General features: G+C 68.3%; 23 protein-coding genes. 8 read left to right on the forward strand and 15 right to left on the reverse strand.

What is annotated here, in order from left to right; all coding sequences use genetic code 11:
* Nucleotides 1–69 precede the first annotated feature (69 nt).
* The 9 genes from G6032_RS13855 to G6032_RS13895 form a co-directional block, all read right to left on the reverse strand.
* A complete protein-coding gene (locus tag G6032_RS13855; protein WP_165282736.1) occupies nucleotides 70–1,224 on the reverse strand; it encodes a deoxyguanosinetriphosphate triphosphohydrolase in 1,155 nt (384 codons plus the stop codon).
* On the reverse strand, nucleotides 1,221–2,300 hold the full coding sequence (aroB, locus tag G6032_RS13860; protein ID WP_165282737.1) for a 3-dehydroquinate synthase: 1,080 nt from the start codon (nucleotides 2,298–2,300) through the stop codon (nucleotides 1,221–1,223). The genes G6032_RS13855 and aroB overlap by 4 nt, the downstream gene beginning before the upstream one ends.
* Before the next feature lie 8 nt (nucleotides 2,301–2,308).
* Nucleotides 2,309–2,836, reverse strand: a complete 528-nt coding sequence (gene aroK / locus G6032_RS13865; RefSeq protein WP_165282738.1) for a shikimate kinase AroK — start codon at nucleotides 2,834–2,836, stop codon at nucleotides 2,309–2,311.
* 73 nt (nucleotides 2,837–2,909) lie between these two features.
* Nucleotides 2,910–4,835, reverse strand: a complete 1,926-nt coding sequence (locus tag G6032_RS13870) for an Ig-like domain-containing protein (RefSeq protein WP_165282739.1) — start codon at nucleotides 4,833–4,835, stop codon at nucleotides 2,910–2,912.
* A gap of 32 nt (nucleotides 4,836–4,867) precedes the next feature.
* The gene (pilQ, locus tag G6032_RS13875; RefSeq protein ID WP_240902298.1) at nucleotides 4,868–7,084 is read right to left on the reverse strand and encodes a type IV pilus secretin PilQ; all 2,217 of its coding nucleotides are present in this window, start codon (nucleotides 7,082–7,084) and stop codon (nucleotides 4,868–4,870) included.
* 20 nt (nucleotides 7,085–7,104) lie between these two features.
* A complete protein-coding gene (locus G6032_RS13880; RefSeq protein ID WP_165282740.1) occupies nucleotides 7,105–7,623 on the reverse strand; it encodes a pilus assembly protein PilP in 519 nt (172 codons plus the stop codon).
* Nucleotides 7,620–8,240 carry a type 4a pilus biogenesis protein PilO gene (locus G6032_RS13885; RefSeq protein ID WP_165282741.1) on the reverse strand — a complete coding sequence of 207 codons (621 nt, stop codon included), beginning with the start codon at nucleotides 8,238–8,240 and terminating at the stop codon, nucleotides 7,620–7,622. Before G6032_RS13885 ends, G6032_RS13880 begins: the two co-directional genes overlap by 4 nt.
* The gene (locus G6032_RS13890; RefSeq protein WP_165282742.1) at nucleotides 8,237–8,836 is read right to left on the reverse strand and encodes a PilN domain-containing protein; all 600 of its coding nucleotides are present in this window, start codon (nucleotides 8,834–8,836) and stop codon (nucleotides 8,237–8,239) included. Before G6032_RS13890 ends, G6032_RS13885 begins: the two co-directional genes overlap by 4 nt.
* Nucleotides 8,836–9,897 carry a pilus assembly protein PilM gene (locus tag G6032_RS13895; RefSeq protein WP_346763823.1) on the reverse strand — a complete coding sequence of 354 codons (1,062 nt, stop codon included), beginning with the start codon at nucleotides 9,895–9,897 and terminating at the stop codon, nucleotides 8,836–8,838. The genes G6032_RS13890 and G6032_RS13895 overlap by 1 nt, the downstream gene beginning before the upstream one ends.
* A 343-nt stretch (nucleotides 9,898–10,240) precedes the next feature.
* On the opposite strand from G6032_RS13895, the gene G6032_RS13900 reads away from it, so the two are divergent.
* Complete coding sequence (locus G6032_RS13900; RefSeq protein ID WP_165282743.1) at nucleotides 10,241–12,679, forward strand: penicillin-binding protein 1A; 2,439 nt, start codon at nucleotides 10,241–10,243, stop codon at nucleotides 12,677–12,679.
* A gap of 13 nt (nucleotides 12,680–12,692) precedes the next feature.
* A complete protein-coding gene (locus tag G6032_RS13905; protein WP_165282744.1) occupies nucleotides 12,693–13,334 on the forward strand; it encodes a hypothetical protein in 642 nt (213 codons plus the stop codon).
* Here G6032_RS13905 and G6032_RS13910 read toward each other — a convergent pair.
* The 6 genes from G6032_RS13910 to G6032_RS13935 all read right to left on the reverse strand — a co-directional run bounded on the left by G6032_RS13910 (nucleotide 13,331) and on the right by G6032_RS13935 (nucleotide 18,855).
* Entirely contained in the window at nucleotides 13,331–14,632 is a 1,302-nt protein-coding gene (locus tag G6032_RS13910) for a citrate synthase (protein WP_165282745.1), read from the reverse strand. The two genes, G6032_RS13905 and G6032_RS13910, sit on opposite strands and share 4 nt — an antisense overlap.
* Nucleotides 14,633–14,873: 241 nt before the next feature.
* The gene (gene rpmE / locus G6032_RS13915; protein WP_165282746.1) at nucleotides 14,874–15,083 is read right to left on the reverse strand and encodes a 50S ribosomal protein L31; all 210 of its coding nucleotides are present in this window, start codon (nucleotides 15,081–15,083) and stop codon (nucleotides 14,874–14,876) included.
* A gap of 494 nt (nucleotides 15,084–15,577) precedes the next feature.
* Nucleotides 15,578–16,750: a radical SAM family heme chaperone HemW gene (gene hemW / locus G6032_RS13920; RefSeq protein ID WP_165282747.1), complete on the reverse strand. Its 1,173-nt coding sequence runs from the start codon at nucleotides 16,748–16,750 to the stop codon at nucleotides 15,578–15,580.
* A complete protein-coding gene (gene rdgB, locus G6032_RS13925) occupies nucleotides 16,747–17,376 on the reverse strand; it encodes an RdgB/HAM1 family non-canonical purine NTP pyrophosphatase (protein ID WP_165282748.1) in 630 nt (209 codons plus the stop codon). The genes hemW and rdgB overlap by 4 nt, the downstream gene beginning before the upstream one ends.
* Nucleotides 17,373–18,089, reverse strand: a complete 717-nt coding sequence (rph, locus tag G6032_RS13930) for a ribonuclease PH (RefSeq protein ID WP_165282749.1) — start codon at nucleotides 18,087–18,089, stop codon at nucleotides 17,373–17,375. Before rph ends, rdgB begins: the two co-directional genes overlap by 4 nt.
* A gap of 22 nt (nucleotides 18,090–18,111) precedes the next feature.
* Nucleotides 18,112–18,855, reverse strand: a complete 744-nt coding sequence (locus tag G6032_RS13935; RefSeq protein WP_165282750.1) for a PP2C family serine/threonine-protein phosphatase — start codon at nucleotides 18,853–18,855, stop codon at nucleotides 18,112–18,114.
* Nucleotides 18,856–18,964: 109 nt separating this feature from the next.
* Between G6032_RS13935 and G6032_RS13940 the strand changes: the two genes are divergently transcribed.
* The 6 genes from G6032_RS13940 to recG all read left to right on the forward strand — a co-directional run bounded on the left by G6032_RS13940 (nucleotide 18,965) and on the right by recG (nucleotide 25,454).
* Nucleotides 18,965–19,825, forward strand: coding sequence for a YicC/YloC family endoribonuclease (locus G6032_RS13940; RefSeq protein ID WP_240902300.1), 861 nt, complete (start codon nucleotides 18,965–18,967; stop codon nucleotides 19,823–19,825).
* 7 nt (nucleotides 19,826–19,832) lie between these two features.
* Nucleotides 19,833–20,450 carry a guanylate kinase gene (gene gmk / locus G6032_RS13945; RefSeq protein WP_165282752.1) on the forward strand — a complete coding sequence of 206 codons (618 nt, stop codon included), beginning with the start codon at nucleotides 19,833–19,835 and terminating at the stop codon, nucleotides 20,448–20,450.
* A 95-nt stretch (nucleotides 20,451–20,545) separates the two neighbouring features.
* A complete protein-coding gene (gene rpoZ / locus G6032_RS15940; protein ID WP_165282753.1) occupies nucleotides 20,546–20,809 on the forward strand; it encodes a DNA-directed RNA polymerase subunit omega in 264 nt (87 codons plus the stop codon).
* 17 nt (nucleotides 20,810–20,826) lie between these two features.
* Complete coding sequence (locus G6032_RS13955; RefSeq protein ID WP_346763824.1) at nucleotides 20,827–22,980, forward strand: bifunctional (p)ppGpp synthetase/guanosine-3',5'-bis(diphosphate) 3'-pyrophosphohydrolase; 2,154 nt, start codon at nucleotides 20,827–20,829, stop codon at nucleotides 22,978–22,980.
* A 10-nt stretch (nucleotides 22,981–22,990) separates the two neighbouring features.
* On the forward strand, nucleotides 22,991–23,377 hold the full coding sequence (locus G6032_RS13960; RefSeq protein ID WP_165282754.1) for a Rid family detoxifying hydrolase: 387 nt from the start codon (nucleotides 22,991–22,993) through the stop codon (nucleotides 23,375–23,377).
* Between the two features lie 16 nt (nucleotides 23,378–23,393).
* The gene (gene recG / locus G6032_RS13965; protein WP_165282755.1) at nucleotides 23,394–25,454 is read left to right on the forward strand and encodes an ATP-dependent DNA helicase RecG; all 2,061 of its coding nucleotides are present in this window, start codon (nucleotides 23,394–23,396) and stop codon (nucleotides 25,452–25,454) included.
* Nucleotides 25,455–25,471 lie beyond the last annotated feature (17 nt).

Here is a 25,471-nt window from a genome sequence, read left to right on the forward strand (position 1 = left end):
GCGCGCGATTCTAGCACCCGGAGGCGCCCCGGCATCGTCGGGAATGCCCGCAATGCACGATCGGCGGGCTCAAACCAGGGCGCTGGGGTCGAACAGGCGGCTGTGCTCCAGGATTGCGAAACGGTCCGTCATCCCCGCGATGTAGTCCGCGACCGCCCGCGCGCGACCGCCCGGGCCCTGCAGCGCCTCCATGCGCGCGGCCTCGTGATCGTGGCCCTCGGGCATGAGGCGCGGCTCTTCCATGAACGCCCCGAACAGGTCGGCGACCGTCCGCTTGGCCTTGGTGGTCATGCGGATGACGCGATTGTGGCGATACAGGCGTTCGCGCAGGAAGCGCTTGAGCTCGAGGTGCGCGGCACCCACCTCCGGGCTGAAGCGCACGAGGCGCTCCCCGGCGTGGCGCGCGGCTTCCGCCGACTCCGGGCCGGCCGTCTCCAGGGCAACGCGCGAGGTGACGATGGCGTCCTCCACCACGCGGCCGATCATCCGCCGCACGATCTCGTGCACCAGGCGCCGTCCGGCAAGATCCGGCCAGCGATCCCGCACGATGTCGTACTGCTCCCGGAACAGGTGGGCCTCGGCCAGCTCCTCGACCGTGATCAGCCCGGAGCGCAAGCCGTCATCGACATCGTGGTTGTTGTAGGCGATCTCGTCCGCGACGTTGGCCAGCTGGGCCTCCAGGCACGGCTCGAAGCCCTCGAGGAAACGGCGCCCCAGCTCGCCCAGCGTCGCCGCGTTGCGCCGCGAACAGTGCTTCAGGATGCCCTCGCGCGTCTCGAACATGAGGTTCAGGCCGGGGAACTCGGCGTATTTCTCCTCCAGCTCGTCCACCACGCGCAACGACTGCAGGTTGTGCTCGAAGCCGCCGTAGTCGGCCATGCAGCGATTCAGCGCTTCCTGGCCGGCATGGCCGAACGGCGTGTGGCCCAGGTCGTGGGCGAGGCAGATGGCCTCGGCCAGGTAGGAATTCAGCCCCAGTGCCCCCGCGATGGTGCGGGCGATCTGCGCGACCTCCAGCGAGTGCGTCAGGCGCGTCCGGTAGAGGTCGCCCTCGTGATTGACGAACACCTGGGTCTTGTAGACGAGCCGCCGGAAGGCCGTCGAGTGGATGATCCGGTCACGGTCACGCTGGTATTCGCTGCGGTAGAGCGGCGGCGCCTCGGGACGGACGCGACCGCGGGAGGCCGCATCGTGACTGGCCCAGCAGGCCAGCGTCTCGCTCACCTGCCGTCTGCCATCGCCAGCACCGCGTCGAGATCGGCCTCCGGGACGTCGTCCCTGGCGACGCTCGAGCCGATTCCGGTCGGCAGGATGAAGCGCAATCGTCCGGCCGCGATCTTCTTGTCGATGGACATCAGCATCTTGAGACGCTCGGCCCCGACCGGCGGCGGACGGGTCGGCAAGCCGGCCGCCTCGAGCAGGGCCCGCACCCGCCGGACGCTGTCAGGATCCAGCATGTCGAGCCGTACGGCGAGTTCCGACGCCATCACGAGCCCGACCGCGACGGCCTCGCCGTGCAGCCAGGAACCGTAGGAAATCGAGGCCTCGATCGCGTGGGCGAAGGTGTGACCGAGATTCAGCAGGGCACGCTGTCCATGCTCACGCTCGTCCGCGGCGACCACCGAGGCCTTGATCGCGCAACACCAGTACACCAGCCGTTCCAGCGCGGCAGGCTCCCGATCGAGCACGGCGGCGAGATTGTCCTCGAGCCAGTCGAACAGGCCGGCCTCGAGGCCGAGACCGTACTTCACGACCTCGCCGAGCCCGGCGCAGTATTCCTTCCGTCCCAGGGTCCCGAGCGTCGCCGTATCGGCGATGACCGCGCTGGGCTGGTGGAACGCGCCGACCAGGTTCTTCCCCGCCGGGATGTTCACCGCGGTCTTGCCGCCCACGGCCGCATCGACCTGGGCCAGCAGGGTGGTGGGGATCTGGACGAAACTGATGCCCCGCTGCCAGCAGGCTGCAGCAAATCCGCCCAGGTCGCCGATCACGCCGCCGCCGAGGGTCACGATCGTCGCATCCCGGTTGAAGCGCTTTTCCGCCAGGACATCGAACAGCACCGCCAGGCTGTCGAGACTCTTCTGGTCTTCGCCGTCGGGCAGCACATGCACTGCGACCTCGTGTTCGGCAAGCACGGCGCGCAGCGGCTTGAGCCAGAGCGGCGCGACGATCTCGTTGGTGACGATCATCACCTGCCGCCCCGCGAGGTAGGGCGCCAACACCTCGGCCCGGCCAAGCAGCTGCCGCCCGATCAGCACCGGGTAGGACCTCTGTCCCAGGGATACATTCAACGCGTGCATAGCTTGCCTCAGCCATCCTCGTTGGGTGCGGCCAGGCGGCGGCGGATTTCCTGCGCGACCTCCCGCACCATGCGACCGTCCGTGGCGACGACAAGCGTCGCCAGTTCCCGATAAAGCGGCGCTCTCTCCTGCATCAACTCCGCCAGGCGACCGGCCGGATCAGGCGTCTCCAGCAGTGGACGATGGTTCGATAACCTCGTCCGCTCGAGTTGCTGCTCCACCGAGGCGTCAAGGTAGACGACCCGGCCGCGCGATGCCAGCACCGCGCGGTTGTCGGCGTCCAGCACCGCGCCTCCGCCGGTGGCCAGGACTATACCTTCGAGGGCCGTCAGTGCGTGAATGACTTCGCGCTCCCGGCGGCGGAAACCCGCCTCGCCTTCTTTCTCGAATATGAATGCGATATCGACGCCGGTACGCTGCTCGACAGCCGCGTCGCTGTCATGAAATTCCAGCTGCAACATCCGCGCGAGTTGCCGGCCTACCGCCGACTTGCCGGCGCCCATCGGCCCGACCAGGAAGATGTTGCTAAGCGCCATGACCCGTCCGTCTGCCCCATAACACGAGGCCGGCTTACGCCGGCCCCGTAATCATAACCGCAACCGGCCGATGCTAGTTCAGCGTGCGGCAACCGAGCGGGCGTCCACCGGGGAAGCCGAGCTCGATGAGGCGCTGCCCCCCCAGGGGATCGCCCAGGAGCGGATCCGTCGCATCCGGCGTGGCATCGAGATCGGAGCCGCCGAAACGGCTGATGATCCCGCCCGGCGGACTCTGGTTGACGTTCGCATCCGAGGCCAGGATTTCCAGCGCGTGGTCCGAGCTCTCCTCGAAGGCCGTGCCCTGCACGGCGGCGCGCGCATTGATGGTCACGGTCAGCCAGTTGCCGAATTCCTGCGCGTAGACGATGCGGAACAGGGCCGTGCCGCTGTCGTTCGTCACGACCTCCCCGGGCGACACGGACACCGCGTTGCCGGCCTCGAGCTGGCCGGAGTTGTTGAAATCCTCGTTGGCGTCGAGCTGCCCGTTGGCGTTGAAGTCCTCGTCCGGGCAGGTCAGGTTCGGCCCGACCACCCACTGGTCGTTGTCGCCCTCGACGTAGAAGCCCTTGCGATAGATCTTGGAGCGCGCCGAGAGCTGCACCTGCGCGTTGGGCACGCCGACGCCCTGGCTGTCCGTCACCTGCACGATGAACTCCCGCTCGTAGGTGGCGCTGTTCGGCTCGAACAACTCGTTGCCGGTACCGATGCTGATATCGACCTCGCGCCTCGCCACGGTCAGTCCAACCGTCTCGGTGAGCGTCGGGTCCTCCTGGACGATCGCGGTGATGATGACATCGCCGCTGCCGCTGATAGTCTCTCCGCCGGTGTAGATGGTCTGCGCCGTGCCGGCGCTGCCGGTCGTCGCCGTCCCCACGGACAGGCTGCCGCCGGTGACATCCTCGATCTGGAACTGCACGACCTTGTTCTTCACCGGGTTGCCGGCCGCGTCGCGGACGGTGGCGACGATGGTGCTCTGCTCACCCGGGCCGACGGTGAAGCGGCTCGCCTGCACGACGATCGTCGCGGGGGTCGTCGCCACGAACTCGACGGCGCGCTGCGTCTCCGGGCCGGCGCTGCCGACGCGGGCCGTGAGCGTGGCCGGTCCGGCGGTCGCCGCGCTGATGTTAACGGTGGCGCTACCGTCGACCAGGGCCGCACTCAGGGCGGACAACTGGCCGCGCGTGGTGCTGAAGTTGACGGTGCCCGACTGGGCAACTCCTCCGACGCGCCACTCGACGGTGACGGGCTGGCTGGTGCCCAGCGGGATCTCCGCCCCGCCGACCGGCTCGATGAACACCAGGCTGTCCTCGGCGCTGACCGACAAGGGCGCCTGGGCCGTGAGCCCGAGCGCGGTCGCGGCGATCGTGTCGTCCCCGCCCTCGGTCCCGGTGACTTCGAAACTGACATCGCCCTGGGTGTTGGTGACCAGCGAGGTCGCGGACAGCACATTGCCCGCCTCCGAACTGATCTCGACGCTGCGCCCGCCAAGCCCTGCGCCGGCCGAGTTTCTCAACCGGGCGGTGAACGGCACCACGTCGCCGAGGATCACGTTGTCCGGCCCCTCGAGCGTCAGGGTCGTGCCCGACACCGTGACCGTCACGGCATCCGCAAGAGTCCCGGTGGAGGCCTGGACGACGATCGGACGATTGGTCGGGTCGCCGCCCGTGCCGAGCTCCGCGCTCGCGCTGCCGGTGGCGTCGGTGAGCGAATCGATGACCTGGAGCAGCCCCGAGTCGGCGCTGAAGGTCACGGGTACCCCTTCCACGACGTTATTGTTCGCATCGCGGACGAAGGCGGTCAGCGTCACGGGATTGCTGCCCGCGGAAGGCAGCAGGTTGCTGCTGGCCACGAGCGTGATCGACGACACGGGAGATGTTCCACCGCCCCCCTCCGGGGGTTCCGGCTGGACGATCGTGGAATCGCTGCCGCACCCGACGAGGAACATGGCGGCCAGGAATGCGGGCAACCCGATGACCCGGCGTGTGAATCTGTTACTCATAATGGGGCTCACTCGCATCAGCTCCTGGGCGATCAATAGATGTTGCTGCCTTCACGGAGGATCTTCGGCGTGACGAAAATCAGCAGCTCGCGCTTGCTCGAGACCGAGCTGTCCCGCTTGAACAGGCGACCGACGCCCGGGATGTCGCCAAGGAAGGGCACCTTGTCCTCGGTATCGCGCCGCTCGGTTTCGTAAATGCCCCCCAGCACGACGGTCTCGCCGTCGTTGACCAGCACCTGGGTGATGATCCGGCGGGTGTCGATGCTGGGCACGTTGCCGCCGGTCGCGCTCGGCACGATCTGGCCGACGGTGTCCTGGGTGACGGCCAGGTCCATGATGATCCGGTCGTCGGGCGTGATCTGCGGCGTGACCGTGAGGCTCAGCACCGCCTTCTTGAACTGCGTGGCCGTCGCGCCGCTGGCGGAGGCTTCCTGGAAGGGGATCTCCACGCCCTGCTCGATCAGCGCTTCTTTCTGGTTGGCGGTGATGACGCGCGGACTGGAGACGATCTCGCCCCGGCCCTCGGCCTGCGCCGCGGACAGTTCGAGATCCACGAGGTAATCGGAGCCGAGAATCGCCAGCCCGATCCGCCCCGCGGCATCGCTGATCGGCAGGTTCACGTTGTAGCGCTCATCGATTCCCGGAAGACTCACGGGGAAGGCCGTACCCGTGTTGTTCAGGTTGTCCAGTCCTGAGCCGACGATCGTGTTGGATCCCTGGCCGCTGCCGGTGATGGAGATCAGGCCGTCGGAGCCGTTCTCGCGGACATAGGTCGCGCCCATGCGCACGCCCAGCTCACGGCTGAAGTCGTCGTTGGCGACCACGATGCGCGATTCGATCAACACCTGGCGCACCGGGATATCGAGCGCCGCCACGAGCCGGCGCACATCGGCGATGCGGTCGGCCGTGTCGTTGATCAAGAGCGTGTTGGTGCGCTCGTCGATGCTCACGTTGCCGCGCTCGGACAACATCGTGCGCGAGCCGGCGCTGCCGCCGCCCTGGCCGGAGGTCTCCGTCAGCAGCGCGGCGAGGTCGGAGGCCTTCGCGTAGTTGACCTGCAGGAACTCGAGACGCAGCGGCGCCAGCTCCTGGATGTCCTGCTTCGCCTCGAGCTCCTGCTTCTCGCGCGCCGCGATCTCGGCCGCGGGCGCCACCAGCACGACACTGCCCACCTGGCGCATGTCGAGGCCCTTGGTCGTCAGGATGATGTCGAGAGCCTGGTCCCAGGGCACGCTGTCGAGACGCAGCGTGACATTGCCGCTGACCGTGTCGCTGACGACCACGTTGAGGCCGCTGATCTCCGCGAGGAGCTGCAGCACGGCGCGCACCTCGATGTCCTGGAAATTGAGGGTGAGGGCTTCGCCGGTGTATTCCTTGCGCTCGTCGAATACGCCGAGGTCCTGCATATCCTCCGCTGCGACGGGCCGGAACTCGATGCTGAACTGGTTGTCGGCCTGGTAGGCGAGCTGCTCGTAGTCTCCGCCTGCCTCGATGACCAGTCGCGCGCCGCCGGGGAAGCGCACGCTGTCGATGAACTCCACCGGGGTCGCGAAATCGAGCACGTCGAGACGGCGTAGCATCTCATCGGGCAGCGTCGCGCCGCGGAACTCGACCACCGTTCGATTGGCTTCCTCGCGAATATCGATCGGCACGGAAGGATCACTCAGGTCGACGATCACCCGGCCCGCGCCGTCGGCGGAGCGACGGAAATCGATGCTGCTGATTTCCACGCCGCCGCGCGCCACCGGGGTCGGATCGGGGGTGCCGGAAGGCTGGCCGAATACGGTGGGGCGCGTGGTGGCGACGGCGGCTGCCGGCGCGCCGAGCGTCAGGGTGATCCGGTCACCTGCCACCGCAGTCTCATAGGGCACCATCGAATCGAGATTCAGCACGATGCGCGTGCGGCCCTGGGCCTCCGCCATCATGATCGTGTCCAGCGCGCCGCGCTTGATGTCGCGGCGCCGCTCGCCGAGCCCGAGGCTGGTGCCGGGAAGATCGAGCGAAATCCGCGCGGGATCCTCGATCGTGAAAGCCAGCGGCTCCGGGGCAGGGCCGCTCGTGGTCAGGACCAGCACGACCCGCTCGCCGGGCAACGTGCTGACGTCGAGATCCGTCAGCTGCAGGCCTTGTTGCGCCGAGGCCGCGCCGGACCACCACAGCAGGGGCAGTGCGGCGAGGGTCCACCAGCCCAGTCGCGACCTCGTGCCGGTCCCGCCTGTCCTGTTGCTCCGCCATTGATCGCGCATCATGAGTGCTTTCTCCCCGAGCTTCATGTATCACCCAGGCTGATGGAGGCCGCCCGCTCGGTATAACCCCCGAGGCCATCCGGGACGATCTCCAGCACCTGGATCTCGGAACTGGTGATGGAAACGATACGGCCATCGTTCTGGCCGACGTAATTACCGACGAGGACCCGGTGAACCAGGTTGTCAGACGTCTGGACGAGGCCATAGCGCTGGCCGCCCATGTTGAGCGTGCCGACCATGCTCAACGTGTCGAGGGGGAATCCTTCCAGGTACTCCCGCCGACGGTCCACGTCCGGCCTGACGCCGCCCGGGGTGCCGGCCGTCGGAAGGTCGGGCACGAACGGCGAGCGGGCGTCGCCCGGATCGTAGCGGAAACTCTCGTAGGTCTTGATCTCGGGCAGGGGATCGATACGCCCGCCGGGACGGGCCTTGACCTCGGCGATATAAGCATCGAGGTCGGCCATGCCGCCCGAGCAGCCGGTGACCAGCAGGACGACGGCCAGGAGCGCAGCGGCGACGACGGTGCGAATGGATGCGCTCATTGCCCTGGATCCTCGTCCTCGAGGTAACGATAGGTTTTCGCCGTCACGTCCATCACGAGGCGCTGGCTCGGCGCCGCATTACGGTCGCCGGTCTGTTCCGGCTTGAGCACGACATCGTGCAGCGTGACGATGCGCGGCAGCGCCACGACGCCGCTGACGAAATTCCCCAGTTCGTGATAGGTGCCGACGAGCTGCATCTTGATCGGCAGCTCGCTGTACGCCTCGCGCGTCACTTCACTCATCGGCTGGAAGAGCCGTTCCTCGAGGCCTGCGGCGAGGCCGGTCTGCGATATGTCGATCAGCAGGCTCGGGACCTCGGTCTCACCGGGCAACTGGCGAAGCATCGCGCCGAAGGTCCGCTCGACTTCCTCGAGCTGGTCCTTGTAGGCGTCCAGGTTGGCGGCCAGCCGTTGCCGGCTTTCGAAGGTGGCCCGCAGGTCGAGTTCCTGGCGCTGCACCTGCTCGAGCTGCGGAATCTTGTTGCGCCAGACGAAATAGTAGGTGCCGCCGACGGCGACCAGGACGAAAATGATGCCGATCGCGATGCCGCGAAACAGCGGCGGCCAGCGGCCGATGTCCTGGGTGTCGAGACCGCGGAGCTGGTCGATGAAGTTCATGGCTCCAGCACCTCCTCTTCTTCATCGCCGCCACCGGTCTGCCGCGCGGCGAGCGCAAACTCGGCCTGGCGCCCGGGGCCGCGGGGCGCCGCCGCGGCACCGCGTTGCGGCTGGCCCGACTGGACCACCTGCAGCCGCGGATCGGTCATGGTCTCGGAGCCCGCGATGTTGCGCATCAGCGCCGAGACTCGCGTGCTCGATTCGGCCACGCCCTTGAACAGGAGGCTGCGGTTGTCCTGGGTGAACTCGGTGAGATACACGCCGTCCGGCATGACCTCCACGACCTCGTCGAACAGGCGGGCGACCTCCGGGCGGGCGCGCTGCAGTTCGTCGATGGCCGCCATGCGAAGCAGGAGCCGCTCCTTGCGCAGCCGCAGGTTGCGGATCTCCTTGATCTGGTCGTCCAGCGTGGCGATTTCCTGCGTCAGGCGCTGGTTGCGTGCGTTCTGGTGGTCGATGCGCGACTGCAGGAAGGTGTTCACCGACCACATGATCAGCACACCGACCAGGATCGAGGCCACGGCCGCGATGACGAAGTTCTTCTGGCGTTCCTTGCGCTGTTCCTCGCGCCAGGGAAGCAGGTTTATGCGATGCATCAGTCGAAGCTCCTGAGCGCCAGGCCGCAGGCCGTCAGGAGCGCGGTGGCGTCCTTGAGCACACCCTGCGAACGGGCCTTGGAGGAGAGTTTCATCATGCCCAGCGGATTGCCGATCTGCGTCGGGATCCCCACCCGGCTGCCGATCACGTCCGCAACCCCCGGGATGTTAGCGCAACCGCCGCACACGAGGATCTGTTCCGGCGGCTCGCGGTTGGTCCCGGACGCGAGGAAGAACTGCAGCGAGCGGCTCACCTGTTGCGTCATGTCGTCGATGAAGGGCTCGAGAATCTCGGGCTCGTAGTTGCTCGGCAGGCCGCCTTCTTTCTTGGCGCGGCCCGACTCCTCGAGCGTCAACCCGTAGGTCCGCATGATCTCTTCGGTCAGCTGCTGGCCGCCGAAGGCGAAATCTCGCGTGTAGGTGACCTTGAGGTCCCGCAGGACGCTGAAGGTGGTGCTGCTGGCGCCGAAATCCATGACCGCCACGTTGTGGCCCATGCCTTCGTCCTGCATCTGGTGCCGCAGGAGGCGGCAGGCGTTTTCCACCGCGAAGGGCTCGACATCCATGATGCGGGCCCGCAGTCCCGCGGCCTCGACCGCCGCCTGGCGTTGCTCGACGTTCTCGGTGCGCGTCGCCACCAGCAACACGTCGATCATGTCCGGGTCCTTCGCAGTAGGACCCACGACCTCGAAATCGTAGCTCACCTCTTCCATCGGGAAGGGGATGTACTGGTCGGCCTGGAGTTCCACCTGGCCTTCCAGTTCGGCGCCGCTGAACGTGGCCGGCATCTGGATGATCTTGGTGATCGCAGCGTCGCCGCTGATGGCGACCGCAGCCTCCCGCGAACGGGCCCCGGAGCGCTTCACTGCACGGCGCACGGCCTCGCCGACCACCTGGGCGTCGACGATGGCTTTTTCGTTCACGGCATTCAGGGGTGTCGCCTCGGCCGCATAAGCCTCGACGCGATAGGTATCCCCGGACTTCGAAAGCTCAATGAGCTTCACGGAGGAAGTCGTGATATCCAGCCCCAGCAGGGGCCTGTTGGCTCTCCCGAAAAGCACTTTGAATTTCCTTTAGCGTCCGGGGCTTGGAGGGCGAAGATAGACTACGACATTAAGTAATGCAACGGACTCCCCGAGTCCGCCCGCCGGCCCATCGGGCGCCGGACGTCCACACTGCGCCAGAAAGCGCCGCAGAATCCGTGATCCCGTTCACGGGTTGACATATTACTCCAGCCAGCCGGGGAACCTGTCGGGCCCCGCCGGCGTCGAACCGAAAGCCCCGCCCGTGGCGCTTATTCAAGGCCGCCGCGCAACCCGACGACGGCGCCGTGCCGGGAATTCGATGCCGAAATGTTAAACTCCTGAGCGCCTTGGCAAAAGGCGAATCGAACATCTCCGCCCCATGAGAATTCTCCTGCGCATCCTATATGGCATCGCCGCTGTCGCCGCGATGTCCGTGATCGGCCTCGGCCTGGCCGCGATCGGCGCCTATTACTATGTGGCGCCGAGCCTCCCCGACGTGGAATCGCTGCGCGAGGTACGCCTGCAGGTCCCGATGCGGGTCTACACGCGGGACGGCCTGCTGCTGGCGGAATTCGGCGAGCAGCGGCGGATACCGCTGGAAATCGATGAGATTCCCGCGCGGCTCCAGCAGGCGTTCCTGGCCGCGGAGGACGACCGCTTCTTCGAGCATCCCGGCGTGGACTGGCAGGGTCTCACGCGCGCCGCGGTGGCGGTCGCCCTGACCGGCGAACCCACCCAGGGCGGCGGCACGATCACCATGCAGGTGGCGCGCAACTTCTTTCTCGGCCGCGAGAAGACGATCTCCAGGAAGGTGCGCGAAATCCTCCTCGCACTGCGCATCGAGCACATCCTGTCGAAGGAGGAAATCCTCAGCCTGTACCTCAACAAGATTTTCCTCGGCCAGCGCGCCTACGGGGTCGGCGCGGCGGCGGAGGTCTATTTCGGCAAGACGGTCCACGAACTGACGACGGGCGAAATCGCACTCATCGCCGGTACCGGACGCCTCCCCTCGCTGGAGAATCCCGTCAGCGGCCCGGAGCGGGCCCGCCAGCGGCGCGCCTACGTGTTGCGGCGCATGCTCGAGACCGGCGTGATCGACGCCGCAGAAATGGAGGCCGCCCTTGCGGAGCCTGTCGTCTCGCGCGTGCACGGCGCACAGGTCGAGGTGCGCGCGCCGTGGGTGGCCGAGATGGCGCGCAACGAAATGCTCAACCGCGTCGGGCCCGAGGCCTACACGGCCGGCTACGCCGTGGTGACCTCCATCGACAGCCGGCTCCAGCCGCTGGCGCAGCACGCGGTGCGGGCGGCGCTGGAAGATTACGACCGCAGACACGGCTATCGCGGCCCGCTGGCCACGCTGCCCGCCCCGCCCGCAGACCCGGCCGAGGCCGATCTGCTGCTGGAAGGCTATCCCGAACCTGCGGGACTGCGCGCCGCCGTGGTGCTTGCGGTGGACGAGGCGGGCGCCGACATGCACCTGCGCGGCACGGGACCCGTCCGCGTGCCGTTCGAAGGGATGCGCTGGGCGCGCAGCTACATCGATGAGGACCGGCGTGGTCCGGAGCCCGAAACGCCCGCGGACGTGGTGGCGCCCGGGCACGTGGTGCTCCTCGACGAGCGTGACTCGGCCTGGGCTCTCGCGCAGGTGCCGGCGATCCAGGGCGCGCTGACGGTGCTCGATCCGCGCGACGGCGCCGTGGTCGCGCTGAGCGGAGGACTCGACTTCGAACTCAGCAAGTTCAACCGCGCCATCCAGGCCCGACGGCAACCCGGTTCGGCGTTCAAGCCCTTCGTCTACTCGGCGGCCCTCGAGCGGGGCCTGACAGCGGCCAGCATCGAGATCGATGCCCCCGTCGTATACGACGACCCGCAGCTGGAGGACACCTGGCGGCCGCAAAACTACACGGGGCGCTTCTACGGGCCGATGCGGCTGCGCGAGGCGCTGGTGAACTCGCGCAACCTCGTCTCGATCCGGGTCCTCGAGCGAATCGGGATTTCCGCGGCCGCAGAGCACATCAGCGACTTCGGCTTCCCGCCGGAGGCGCTGCCGCGCGACCTCACGCTGGCGCTCGGCAGCGGCGGCGTGACGCCACTCGAGCTGGCGACCGGCTATGCCGCATTCGCGAACGGCGGCTTCCGCGTCGAACCGTATTTCATCGACCGGATCTACGGACCCGAGAACACGCCCCTTTACGAGAGCCAGCCGGCCTGGGCCTGTCCGGAATGCGAATACGGCCTGCTACCGGACTTCGCTCAGTCCGCACCCGAGGACATGGTGGACGACACGACGGATGCCGAGCTGCCGCCGCCGGTGAGCGCCGAGCCTCCGCCGCGCGCCGTCGAGGCGCGCAACGCCTGGATCATCGCCAGCATGCTGGAAGACGTCATTCGACGGGGCACGGGCGTCCGGGCGCGCGCGCTGGAACGCAGCGATCTTGCCGGCAAGACCGGGACCACCAACGACGGCCGCGACACCTGGTTCGCCGGCTTCAACGGCGACCTGGTGGCCACCGCCTGGGTGGGTTTCGACCAGGAGCGCCCGCTCGGGCGTGGCGAAACCGGCGCCTCCACCGCCCTCCCGATGTGGATCGAGTTCATGGGTCCTGCGCTGGAAGGCGCGCCTCCGAGCCGCAGCGTCGAACCGCCCGGCCTGATGACGGTGCGGATCTCCGCGGAGACTGGCCGCCTGGCCCGCGCCGGTGAGCCGGGCACCCTGTTCGAGACCTTCCGGGTGGGGCACGTGCCCCCGGCGGCGGAACCCGGCGAGGCGGATTTCCCGGACGGACGCGACCGCGCCGAGGAAGACAGGCTGTTCTGATCGACGGAAGCTCATGCCAAGACGTGCACTGAACAGGACGACCGAGTTACGCAGCCGGGTGGCCGAAGAGGCCGCAAGGATCATGCGCGAGCAGGGCGTGCGCGACTTCCTGCTGGCGAAACGCAAGGCGGCCGACCGGCTCGGCATCGTGGACCGGAACGCTTTGCCGGCGAACCAGGAGATCTCGGAAGCCCTCGCCGCGCAGCAGCGCCTGTTCGGTGGCAGCGCCCATCGGGACAACGTCCGTGCCCTGCGCGAAACGGCATTGCAGGCCATGGACCTGCTGGCACGCTTCAAGCCGCGACTGGTCGGGCCGGTGCTGGCCGGCACCGCCACGCCGCACAGCGACGTCTCGCTCCATCTATTTGCGCCGACGCCGGAAGAGGTGGCGTTTCTGCTCATCGAGCGCGCGGTGCGTTACCGGACCGGGGACCGGCGGGTACGCCTGCCGGGCGGCGAGCACGCGAGCTATCCGAATTTCGAGTTCGAGCTCGGGCAGGTCACGATCGAGGCCACGGTGTTCCCCGACCTCGGGCTGCGCGAAGCGCCCCTGTGCCCGATCGGCGGCGGGCCGATGCATCGCGCGCGGCGTGCGGAGGTGGCCGCACTGCTCGACGAGGGGCCGGACGACGGCCCCGACGAAGACGAGCCCTAGAGTCCGCGCCGCTCGATCGGCGTGTAGTCGCGGCTGCCGGCGCCCGTGTACAGCTGCCGCGGCCGACCGATGCGCCGCTGCGGGTCGGTGATCATTTCCTGCCAGTGCGCGACCCAGCCGACCGTGCGGGCGATGGCGAACATGACCGTGAACATGGAGGTCGGGATGCCGATCGCCCGGTAGATGATGCCGGAATAGAAATCGACGTTCGGGTACAGCTTGCGCTCGATGAAGTACTCGTCCTCGAGCGCGATCTCCTCGAGGCGCAGCGCGAGCTCGAACAGCGGTGAATCGGTGTGGCCGAGCCGGTTGAGCACCTTGTGGCACATCGTGCGGATCAGCTTGGCGCGCGGGTCGAAATTCTTGTAGACGCGGTGACCGAAGCCCATCAGGCGGAAGGAGTCGTCCTTGTCTTTCGCCTTGGCGATGTACTTCGGGATGTTGTCCACCGAGCCGATCTTCTCCAGCATCGTCAGCACGGCCTCGTTGGCTCCGCCGTGTGCAGGGCCCCACAGCGTGGCGATTCCCGCCGCGATGGCCGCGTAGGGATTCGTGCCGGAACTGCCGGCGAGCCGGACCGTGGACGTGCTGGCGTTCTGCTCGTGGTCGGCGTGCAGGATGAAGAGCAGGTCCAGCGCCTCGGCGGCCACCGGATCCACGCGGTAATCGGCGCAGGGCACGGCGAAGAACATGTTCAACAGGTTCGCGCAGTAGTCGAGGTCGTTCTGCGGATAGATGAAAGGCTGGCCGACGGAATGCTTGTAGGCGGCGGCGGCGATCGTCGGGATCTTGGCAATGATGCGATGCGCGAAAATCTCGCGATGCCGCGCGTTCTCGATGTCGGTGGAGTCATGGTAGAAGGCCGACATGGAACCGACCACCGAGGCCAGCATGGCCATCGGGTGCGCGTTGTGGTGGAAGCCGTTGAAGTGACGCAGCAACGTCTGGTTGATCATCGTGTGCGTCGTGATGATGTGGTTGAAATTCTCCAGCTGCGCACGGGTCGGCAGCTCACCGTACAACAGCAGGTAGGACACCTCGAGGAAACTGCTGCGCTCCGCCAGCTGGTCCACCGGGTAGCCGCGATACAGGAGCACACCCTCGTCGCCGTCGATATAGGTGATCGCGCTTTCGCAACTCGCCGTGGAGACGAAGCCCGGATCCAGCGTGAACACGCCGAACTCCTTGTAGAGTGCGCCGATGTCCACGACATCGGGACCCACCGTGCCCGCGCGCACCGGCATCTCGAGGCGCTTGCCGTCCGCTTCACTGCTGAGGGTCAGGATCTTGTCACTCATGCTCGCTTCCCTGGTGCTTGTTGCGCTGCCGCGTGGCGGCGGCCGATTATAGTCCACCGTGAAGGTCATGTCCCGGATCATGCACCGTGACGCGGCAGCGCAGCAGCCGGGGCCGCGCCGCAGGCCGGCCGTGCGCCCAGGCCCCTGTGCAGCCCGGCCCGGACGAGGCCCCGCCGCGATGCAAACGAAAAGGGGCGCCTCACGGGCGCCCCTCGATAAAACAGCGGTCGGACAGCCGGCGTCAGGCGCTCATGCCACCGTATTTGCGACGGAACTTGTCCACGCGGCCGCCGCTGTCCAGGATCTTCTGCTTGCCCGTGTAGAACGGGTGGCACTGCGAACAGACCTCGATGTGCAGCTCTTTCCCCAGGGTGGAGCGCGTCGTGAACGTGTTGCCGCAACTGCAGACCACGTTGATCTCTTGGTAATCGGGATGGATGTTCGACTTCATGCTCGACCTTCCGGACTCGGGGGGCAGTGGAAAAGCTCGCCATAGTATCGCGCGGGGAGTCGCCCGGCAAGCACCTGCCCACGCGGCGAAACCATGTCCCGTTCCCGGGGAGGTGCCGGTGGCCCCGACCAGGGATCATCGACGCATGCGTGCCGGGCTCGCGCGGGCCCCTGCGCGCCGATTGCGCTGCACCAATCTCCTGAGGAATGACTTTAACTTCTGCAGGCTAAGCATTCGCCCGGAATGCCGTTTCGACTTTATCCACAAAAGCTGTGGATAACTCTGTGGACGCCCGCTTGATGATTGCGTTGCGAAGGCCTCGCCGCAAGGTCGGGAACAGATTGGCGAAAAAGCGACCAAGGTGTCTGAAGGATATATGAATCAATTACTTGCGCGCCCAGGGGGTGTGGCCGCTGCGGCACGATGCCGGCGCATCGGCCCGATCGGTCCGGGATCGCGACCGGCACGGCCTCCATGTGCATAAGTCGATGCGTTCAGGCCGACGATGCCGGCAGAAAAAGCCCCTGCACGTCATTCAGGAAGCGCCGCCCCAGGACGGTGGGCTGCCAGTGATCTTCCCCGGTGCGGGCGAGGAGGCCCCGCCGCCGGCCCGCCTCGAGGCCGGGCGCGGCCGCCTCGGCGCCGAGACCGGTGCGGGTGCAGAATGACCGCAACGAGAAGCCCGCGGTCAGGCGCAGGGCATTCAGCATGAACTCGAAGAGCAATTCCTCTGCCCCGAGCACGCGCTCCTCCTCGAGGCGCGGCCCCGCCATCCATCCCGCGGGACGCCGTCGCCGCTGGCGCCTCAGCACGCGGCCGTCGGCCAGGCTGAGCTTGCCGTGCGCCCCCGCGCCGAGCCCCAGGTAGTCCCCGTAATTCCAGTAATTCAGGTTATGCCGGCAGGCCTGGCCGGGGCGCGACCACGCGGACACTTCATAGCGCTGGTAGCCGGCTGCCTCGAGGACGGCCGTCGCGTGTTCCTCCATCGTCCAGCAGTCGTCGTCGCCGGGCAGTGGCGGGGGGCGGCGATGAAAAGGCGTGCCCGGCTCGAGCGTCAACTGGTAAAGGGACAAGTGGGGCGGCGCAACGGCCACGGCGGCGGCGAGATCCGCGGCTGCAGCGTGTGCGCTCTGGCCGGGCAGGCCGAACATCAGGTCCAGGTTGAAGTTGCCGAGGCCCGCGCCGGCGAGTTCATCGATCGCCGCGTAGGCTTCCCGGTCGCTGTGGATGCGCCCGATCGCGGCCAGCAGGTCCGGCTGGAAACTCTGTACGCCGAGCGACACGCGGTTGATGCCCGCCGCCGCGAGTTCGCTGAAATGTCCGCGCTCGACGGTGCCCGGGTTGGCTTCCAGGGTGATCTCCGCCGTGGCGGCGACAGGCAGCCGGGTCGCCAGCCCGGCAAGAAACCGCTCGATCAACGACGGCGGACAAAGGCTCGGCGTGCCGCCGCCGAAAAACACCGTCTCGACCTCGCGTCCGGACACCAGCGGCAGGTCGTCTTCGAGATCCTCGAGAAGACACTCGACATAGTTGTCGAACGGCGCTTTTCCCCGAAGTTCGTGACTGTTGAAGTCACAATAGGGGCACTTTCTGACACACCAGGGCAGGTGGACATACACGCCCAGGGGCGCGTTCGCCCGACCCGCTTCCGGGCCGGCGGCCGTCACGCGCGCCCGGCGGGCGGCGATCCGCCGGCGTACCGCAGGCGCTCGAGAAGCGCATCGAAAGCACGGCCACGATGACTGACGCGGTTCTTCTCGCCAGGCCCAAGCTCGGCTGCGCTGCGCTTTTCTCCGCGCGGGATGAAGACGGGATCGTAGCCGAAGCCGCCGCTGCCCCGGGGTGCGCCGGCGATCGTGCCTTCCCAGCGTCCCTCGCAGACGATCGGCAAGGGATCCGCGGGATGCCGGAGCAGGACGGCAACACACACGAAGCGCGCCCCGCGAAGCGCCTCGGACACCCCCTCGAGCTCGGCCAGCAGCTTGCGCACGTTGGCCGCGTCGCCGCCCTCGGCGGAGTAGCGTGCCGAGTGAATGCCGGGCGCGCCGCCCAGCGCATCGACCACCAGCCCGGAATCGTCGGCGATGGCCGGCAGGCCGCTGCCGGCGGCGGCATGACGCGCCTTCAGCAGGGCGTTCTCGATGAAGGTCGCTCCCGTCTCGTCCGCCGAGACCAGGCCGAATGCCGCCTGTGACAGGACCTCCAGCCCGGCCGGCGCCAGCAGCGCACCGATCTCCCGGGCCTTGCCCGGATTCCCCGTGGCGAGCACCACCCGCGGACCGACGCCGTTCACCCGCGCAACGCCGCCTGTTGCAGCGACAGCAGCGTCGCGATGCCGCTGCCGGCGAGATCCAGCAGCTGGTCGAGCTCCGAGCGGCGGAATGCGTGGCCTTCGGCCGTTCCCTGGATCTCGACGAAAGCACCGGCCTCGTTCATGACGACATTCATGTCGGTCTCCGCCTCCGAGTCCTCGGCATAGTCGAGGTCGAGCACCGGGACGCCCCGGTACACGCCGACGGACACGGCCGCGATCTGGCCGTGCAGGGGATCCGCGTGCAGCACTTTGCGCCGCCGCAGGCTGCGCAGGGCATCCGCCAGCGCGACGTAGGCGCCGGTGATCGCTGCGGTGCGCGTCCCGCCGTCCGCCTCCAGCACGTCGCAATCGACCGTGACCGTGCGCTCGCCCAACGCGCTGAGATCGAGGACCGCCCGCAGGCTGCGACCGATGAGGCGCTGGATTTCCAGCGTGCGGCCCCCCTGGCGGCCGCGGGCGGCCTCGCGCGGATTCCTGGTGTGCGTGGAACGCGGCAACATGCCGTACTCGGCCGTCACCCAGCCCTGGCCCTTGCCCTTGAGAAACGGCGGCACACGCTCCTCGATGCTCGCGGAGCACAACACCCGCGTGGCGCCGCAGGTGATCAGCACGGAACCTTCCGCATGGCGCTGGAAGCCGCGCTCGAACTGCACGGGGCGTAACTCGTCGGGTCGTCGATCACTGGGTCTCAAGGGTTTCTCCGCCAGGGGCCGTTCAATCCGCCAGGACGCGCAGCGCCGCGGCGGTCGTGTTGTCACTGTAGGGCGTGCCGGCGCGCACGGCGCGCCCGGCGAGACGCGCCAGCCAGTCCTGGAGCGCGCCGTCGGGGTCCGGACCGGCGGCCAGGTCGGCGTCGCTCAACCCCGACCACAAGCCGTCGGAGCACACCACCACGAGGTCGCCGACCTGCAGCGATTCCACCTCGGATAACGCCACCAGCGGCTGCTCAGGCGCACCCCCGAGGCAATACTCCACGTAGTGGCGCATCGGGTGCCCGGCCACCTCCTCCTCGCTGATGAGGCCGTCCTGCAACAGGCTCTCGATGGGCGTGTGATCGCGCGTGCGGGTCACGATCGCGCCATCACGCACCAGGTAGACTCGCGAATCGCCGACGTGCGCCCAGGTGGCGCGCTCCTCGCACACCAGGCAGGCGGCGCAGGTGGCGCGGGGACGGCTGCCGAGCCCGATCTTCTCTCCCGTCGCGACGACCGCATCATGCGCCGTGGCCATCGCTGCGCCGAGGAACTCGCGGCAATCCGCAGCTGTCGGCGGACGCGCGGCCAGGCTCCGGCACAGCGAATCGACCGCGACCTCGGCCGCCAGCGCGCCGCCGGCGTGCCCGCCCATTCCGTCCGCCACCACCAGCAGAAGGCGACCTCCGGTCGACTGCACCGTGGCGCGATCCTGGTTGTCCTCACGGTCACCGAGGAGACTGACCTCAGCTGTTTCGAAGCGCAATTGATTCCCCGGCCTTCTGCTAGACTACCCGCCCGCCGGGAGCGGGAAATCCGCAAGTATAAGCGCGCCGCGGCATCGCGGCATGGAATTGCAGCAAATGATCCGGAGCATGACCGGTTTCTCGCGTACCGAGTGCGATGCACCCTGGGGCTCGCTGGCCTGGGAGCTGCGCTCGGTCAACCACCGATACCTGGAGACCGGGCTGCGCCTCCCCGAGGAATTGCGCGCACTGGAGTCGCGCTTCCGCCAGCAGGTCGCGGGGCGGCTGAAGCGCGGCAAGGTCGATTGCGCCCTGCGGGTGAACTGGGACGCCGCGGGCGCCCGGGCCCTCGCGCTGGACCTCGAACTGGCCGAGCGCGTCGCCGACGCCGCGGAGAAGATCCGCGCTCGCGTCGGGGCGCTGGCCATGCCGGGCACCATCGATCTCTTGCGCTGGCCCGGGGTGGTGCGCGAGGCCGAACGCGACGTCGAACCCGTCGCCGAGCTCGCCGCCGAGGCGCTCGACCGGGCGCTCGCCGAACTCGATGCGGCCCGCCGGCGCGAGGGCGAACGCCTCGGCGAGGTGCTCGCGGAGCGCTGTGCGGCCATCGGCCAGCTCGTGGCACAGGTCCGCCTCCTGTTGCCGCAGATCCGCAGCGGCCTGCGCGCGCGACTCCTGGAAAGGCTCGCGGGCCTCGACCTGGAGACGGATCCCCAGCGCCTCGAGCAGGAACTCGCCATCCAGCTCGGCAAGATGGACGTGGACGAGGAACTGGACCGGCTCGACAGCCACGTCGCCGAAGTCCGGCGCATCCTGTCGGGCGAGGACGAGGAGGCCAACGGTCGCCGGCTGGATTTCCTCATGCAGGAATTCAACCGGGAAGCGAATACGCTCGGCTCCAAGTCCGTGGACGCCGAGACCACGCGGATCGCGGTAGAGCTGAAGGTCCTGATCGAACAGATGCGCGAGCAGGTCCAGAACATCGAGTGAGCCCGTCTTGAATGCCCAGAACCGACTCTTCGTGATTTCCGCGCCATCCGGCGCCGGCAAGACCAGCCTGGTGCGCGAGCTGATGGCACGCGAACCCGGCCTGCGCTTCTCGATCTCCTACACCACGCGTCCGCAGCGCAACGGCGAGGTGGACGGCGAGGATTACTTTTTTGTCAGCCAGGCCTCGTTCCGCAGCATGATCGCGGCGGGCGCTTTTCTCGAGCATGCCCGCGTGTTCGATCACTTCTACGGCACGTCGCGCGCCCAGGTCGAATCGCTTCTCGGGGAGGGCTACGGCGTGGTGCTCGAGATCGACTGGCAGGGCGCGCGCCAGGTCCGGGCCGCCATGCCGGACTCCGTGGGGATTTTCATCCTGCCGCCCTCGCGCGCCGAACTCGAGCGGCGCCTGAGATCCCGCGGCACGGACAGCGAGGACGTGATCCGTCGCCGGCTGGCGGATGCCGCCACCGATATTTCGCACTGGAGCGAGTTCCGCTACGCGGTCGTCAACGACGAGTTCCCGGCGGCCCTGCAGGCGCTCCTGGACATCGTCGGCGGCAAGGGCGAGGCCAGCCGGGCGGACCGGCCGGAACTGGCGCCGCTGGCGGAAGCGCTGCAAGCCTGAGTACGCCTCGCCCGCGTACTGGCAGCGCCGGCCGCTATTCCGTTAACATGGAACGCTAGCCCCGAAAACCGGGGCGCCTTTCCCCAGAGAGAAACATGGCCCGGATCACTGTCGAAGACTGCATGCAGAACGTCGATAACCTGTTCGACCTCGTCCTGATCGCGGCGCGGCGCGCCCGCCAGCTCGCCAACGGCGCACCGTCCACTCTCGAGTGGGAGAACGACAAGGCCACCGTGCTCGCCTTGCGCGAGATCGCAGGGGGCGCCATCAACCAGGACATCCTCGACGAGCCGGATCCGCCGGTGGCCGTGCGCGAACCGGAATCTTTCGATCGTCCCATCCCCCCGATGGGAGACTGAACCCGGAGCGCGCGCCCGTGGACTACGCAGCTTCCTTCCTGGCTCGACTGCCGAAAAGGAAGCGGTCCATTGGGCTCGACCGCCTCAACCGGCGGATGGAGCGCTACCTGTCGGCCGAACAGGTCCGCCAGGTCATGGACGCCTACGAGTTCGCCGCCAAGGCCCACGAGGGCCAGCAACGCTACTCCGGCGAGCCCTATATCTCCCACCCGGTGGCGGTGGCCACCATCCTCGCCGACCTGAAGCTGGACGCGCAGACGCTGATGTCGGCGCTGCTGCACGACGTCATCGAAGATACCGGGGTCCCGAAAGAGCACATCGCGGAGCGCTTCGGCGAGGAGGTCGCCGAACTCGTCGACGGCGTCAGCAAGCTGGACAAGATCGAGTTCCGCAGCCGCGCCGAGGCCCAGGCCGAGAGTTTCCGCAAGATGCTGCTCGCCATGGTGGGCGACATGCGGGTGATCCTGGTCAAGCTCGCGGACCGCACGCACAACATGCGGACGCTGTGGATCATGCCGCCGGAGAAACGCCGCAGGATCGCGCGCGAGACCCTCGAGATCTACGCCCCCATCGCCAACCGGCTCGGGATGAACACCATCCGCCTCGAGCTGGAAGACCTGGGGTTCCGCTGCCTGCACCCCTATCGTTACCGGGTGCTGGAAAGAGCGCTGAAACGGGCGCAGGGCACGCACAAGCAGATCATCCAGAAAATCAGCCGGCGCTTCGACGACGGTCTCGGGGAAGCGGGGATCGACGCGCGGGTCGCAGGGCGCGAAAAACACATCTACAGCATCTACCGGAAGATGCGCGACAAGAAGCTCGCCCTCAACGAGATCGTCGACGTGTACGGGCTGCGCATCGTCGTCGAGAGCGTCGACGACTGCTATCGGGCGCTCGGCATCGTGCACAAGTGCTACAAGCCGATGCCCGGCCGCTTCAAGGACTACATCGCCATTCCGCGCGTCAACGGCTACCAGTCGCTGCACACGACGCTGTTCGGCCCCGGCGGGCTCCCCTGCGAGGTGCAGATCCGCACCGATGACATGGATCGCGTGGCGGAGTCGGGCATCGCGGCCCACTGGCTCTACAAGAGCGGCAACGCGCCGGCCGCGCAGCCCGAGGTGCGTGCGCGGGAGTGGCTGGCCAACCTGATGGAGATGGAGGAAGGCGGCAGCTCCGAGGAATTCCTCGAGAGCGTCAAGATCGACCTGTTCCCCGACAAGGTCTACGTGTTCACACCCAAGGGCGACATCGTCCGCCTGCCGCGCGGCTCGACCTGCGTCGATTTCGCCTACGCGGTGCATACGGGCGTCGGCAACCGCTGCGTCGCCGCGCGCGTGGATCGCCGCCCGGTGCCGCTGCGCACGGTGCTCAAGAACGGCCAGACCGTGCAGATCGTGACGGCACGCGGCGCCTCGCCGAACCCCGCCTGGGTGAACTTCGTCGTGACCGCCAAGGCGCGCATGGCGATCCGGAATTTTCTCAAGAACCTGCAGCGCCACGAGGCGACCGACCTGGGCAAGCGGCTGCTCGACAATGCCTTGCGCGAGTTCAAGCTCACGCTCCGCAAGGTGCCGGACGAGCGCATGAAGGCCACGCTCGAGCTGCTCGGCTGCAACGAGGTGCAGGAACTCTACGAGCAGATCGGCCTCGGGGAACGCATGGCCTCGCTGGTGGCGCGCCGCCTCTTGCCGGAGGAAGCCGACAAGCGGGGCGGCGAACAGGCCGCGCCGCTGACGATCGCGGGCACGGAAGGGATGGTCGTGACTTACGGTCGCTGCTGCCATCCCATTCCCGGCGACACGGTCTTCGGTTACCTGAGCGCCGGCCGCGGCATCGTCATCCACCGCGACGATTGCGGCAACCTCACCGAGTTCCGCAAGCAACCGGACAAGTGGCTCGCGGTCGAATGGGAACGCAAGCTGAACCGCACCTTTCCCGTGGAGGTGCGCGCCGAGGTGCGCAACCGGCTCGGCGTGCTGGCGGCGGTCGCGGCGAATATTTCCTCGACCGAGACCAATATCGAGCACGTCCAGGTCGTGGAACGCGACGGCGACAGTTCGTCCCTGATCTTCCTGCTGCAGGTCGACGGCCGCGCCCAGCTCGAGCGCGTGCTGCGCAGCATCCGCGCGATGCCGGACGTGCTGTCCGTCGGCCGCACCAATACCTGAAGGAGACCCCATGACCCGTCGCACCATCGCCACCTCGAATGCGCCGGCCGCGATCGGCACCTACGCGCAGGCCGTCGCAGCCGGGGGGGCGATCTGGCTGTCCGGCCAGATCCCCCTCGACCCGGAAACCATGACCTTGGTGGAAGGCGATATCGAGGCCGAAGTGCGCCAGGTGTTCCGCAACCTCTCCGCGGTCGCGGCGGCCGCCGGCGCGACGCTCGACGACGCGGTCCGCCTGACCGTCTATCTCACCGATCTCGGTGATTTCGCCGTCGTGAACGAGGTGATGGCGGAGGTGCTTCGCCCCCCTTACCCCTCTCGCGCCACCGTGGAGGTGGCCGGCCTGCCCAAGGGCGCCCGGGTCGAGGTGGACGCCGTGCTGGTGCCCGGGACCTGAGTCGCCGGCCGGATCCGTGGCCCCGGCTCCCGAAGATTCCGTCACGCGGCTCAGCGGCGTGGGACCCGCGCTCGCGGCGCGGCTCGAACGGCTCGGCGTGCGCACGGTCGAAGATCTCGTGTTCCTCCTCCCGGTCCGTTACGAGGACCGCACCCGCATCACGCCCATCGGCGCGCTGCGCCCCGGCCAGCGGGCCGTCGTCGAGGGCGAAGTGCTGCTGACGGAAGTCGTGCGGCGCCGCCGCGCCATGCTCGTGGTGGCACTGGGTGACGCCACCGGCAGCCTGACGCTGCGCTTCTTCCACTTCAATGCACGCCAGCAGGAGGCCCTGGCCAGGGGCGCGAAATTCCGCTGTTTCGGCGAGGTGCGCGCCGGGCAGCGCGGCCTGGAGATGGTGCACCCGGAATTCCAGCGGCCCGCGGAGGAAGAGGAGGGCACCCTGACCCCGATCTATCCGGGGACTGAAGGCCTGACACAGGCGCGCCTGCGGCAGCTCGTCGGGCTGGCCCTGGCCGCACTCGGGCGGGGACCCGCGGAACTCGTGCCGGCCGACGCGCTGGCGGGCCGCGGGTTCCCCACCCTGCGCGCGGCGCTGCAGCTGCTGCACCGCCCGCCGCCGGACGCCGACCTAGCCGCGCTGGAATCCGCCACCCATCCCGCTCGCCAGCGCCTGGCGCTCGAGGAACTGCTGGCTCACCAGCTCGCCATGCGCGCATTGCGCCATCGCGCGCGGCGCCTCGCGGCATGGCCGCTCGCCGGCGACGATCTCGTCGAGCGCTTCATCAGCGGCCTGCCGTTCGCGCTCACCGCCGCACAGCGGCGCGTGATCACCGAGGTGCGCCACGACCTGGCCCGGGCCGTGCCGATGATGCGCCTCGTGCAGGGCGATGTCGGCAGCGGCAAGACCGTGGTCGCCGCGGTGGCGGCTCTGCAGGCCGTCGCCTGCGGCGCGCAGGCCGCGATCATGGCGCCGACGGAACTGCTCGGCGAGCAGCATCACGTGAACTTCCGCAACTGGCTGGAGCCGCTCGGCGTGGGCGTGTCCTGGCTCTCCGGATCCCAGCCCGCCGCGCAGCGCCGGGACGCGCTGGCGCGCCTCGCATCCGGCGAGGCCGGCGTGGCGGTGGGCACGCATGCGCTGTTCCAGGACGGCGTCGATTTCGACCGGCTCGCGCTCGCGATCATCGACGAGCAGCACCGCTTCGGGGTGCACCAGCGGCTCGCGCTGACCGACAAGGGCAAGGCCGCGGGGCGCCGGCCCCACCAGCTGGTGATGACCGCCACACCGATCCCGCGCACGCTCGCGATGGCGACCTATGCCGATCTCGACACTTCGATCATCGACGAGCTGCCGCCCGGGCGCGGCACCGTGCGCACGGTGGCGATGCCCGAGACCCGCCGGAGCGAGATCGTCGCGCGCATCCGCGACGCGTGCGCCGCCGGGCGCCAGGCCTACTGGGTCTGCCCGCTCGTCGAAGAATCCGACCAGCTGCAGGCCCAGGCCGCCGAGGACACGGCGGCGAAGCTCACCGAGGCGCTGCCGGAGTTGTCCGTGGGCCTGATCCACGGGCGGCTGCGCGCCGCCGAGAAGGAAAAGATCATGCGCGCCTTCAAGGGCGGCGAGATCCACCTGCTGGTCGCCACGACCGTGATCGAGGTCGGCGTCGATGTGCCCCGTGCCAGCCTCATGATCATCGAGAACGCGGAGCGCATGGGCCTCGCGCAGCTTCACCAGTTGCGGGGCCGCGTAGGACGCGGGGAGGAGGACGCCAGCTGCCTGTTGTTATATCGCCCCCCACTGTCGGCTATCGCCACGACGCGCCTTGCGGCGATGCGCGATACCAACGACGGCTTCGAGATCGCGCGCACGGACCTCGAGTTGCGCGGCCCGGGCGAGGTCCTGGGGATTCGCCAGACGGGCCTGCTGGGGCTGAAAGTGGCCGACCTGGTGCGCGACCAGCACCTCATGCCGGCCGTGCGGGAGCTGGCCGACCAGATGCTTCGCGGACCGACGGAAGCCGTCGCGGCGCTCACCCGGCGATGGATCGGCGCGGCGACGCGTTACGGCCAGGTCTGACGCGAAGCCGAACCCAT

Origin of the sequence: Wenzhouxiangella sp. XN24 (genome assembly GCF_011064545.1) — a bacterium.
GTDB lineage: Bacteria > Pseudomonadota > Gammaproteobacteria > Steroidobacterales > XN24 > XN24.

Bases quoted from the DNA above. Each gene is read 5' to 3' on its own strand.
- G6032_RS13900 (WP_165282743.1), top strand. From the start codon at position 10,241: ATGAGAATTCTCCTGCGCATCCTATATGGCATCGCCGCTGTCGCCGCG.
- G6032_RS13960 (WP_165282754.1), top strand. From the start codon at position 22,991: ATGACCCGTCGCACCATCGCCACCTCGAATGCGCCGGCCGCGATCGGC.
- G6032_RS13885 (WP_165282741.1), bottom strand. From the start codon at position 8,240: ATGAACTTCATCGACCAGCTCCGCGGTCTCGACACCCAGGACATCGGC.
- aroB (WP_165282737.1), bottom strand. From the start codon at position 2,300: ATGCACGCGTTGAATGTATCCCTGGGACAGAGGTCCTACCCGGTGCTG.
- rpoZ (WP_165282753.1), top strand. From the start codon at position 20,546: ATGGCCCGGATCACTGTCGAAGACTGCATGCAGAACGTCGATAACCTG.
- G6032_RS13940 (WP_240902300.1), top strand. From the start codon at position 18,965: ATGACCGGTTTCTCGCGTACCGAGTGCGATGCACCCTGGGGCTCGCTG.
- G6032_RS13890 (WP_165282742.1), bottom strand. From the start codon at position 8,836: ATGCATCGCATAAACCTGCTTCCCTGGCGCGAGGAACAGCGCAAGGAA.
- G6032_RS13905 (WP_165282744.1), top strand. From the start codon at position 12,693: ATGCCAAGACGTGCACTGAACAGGACGACCGAGTTACGCAGCCGGGTG.
- aroK (WP_165282738.1), bottom strand. From the start codon at position 2,836: ATGGCGCTTAGCAACATCTTCCTGGTCGGGCCGATGGGCGCCGGCAAG.
- G6032_RS13910 (WP_165282745.1), bottom strand. From the start codon at position 14,632: ATGAGTGACAAGATCCTGACCCTCAGCAGTGAAGCGGACGGCAAGCGC.
- pilQ (WP_240902298.1), bottom strand. From the start codon at position 7,084: ATGATGCGCGATCAATGGCGGAGCAACAGGACAGGCGGGACCGGCACG.
- G6032_RS13880 (WP_165282740.1), bottom strand. From the start codon at position 7,623: ATGAGCGCATCCATTCGCACCGTCGTCGCCGCTGCGCTCCTGGCCGTC.
- G6032_RS13870 (WP_165282739.1), bottom strand. From the start codon at position 4,835: ATGAGTAACAGATTCACACGCCGGGTCATCGGGTTGCCCGCATTCCTG.
- rpmE (WP_165282746.1), bottom strand. From the start codon at position 15,083: ATGAAGTCGAACATCCATCCCGATTACCAAGAGATCAACGTGGTCTGC.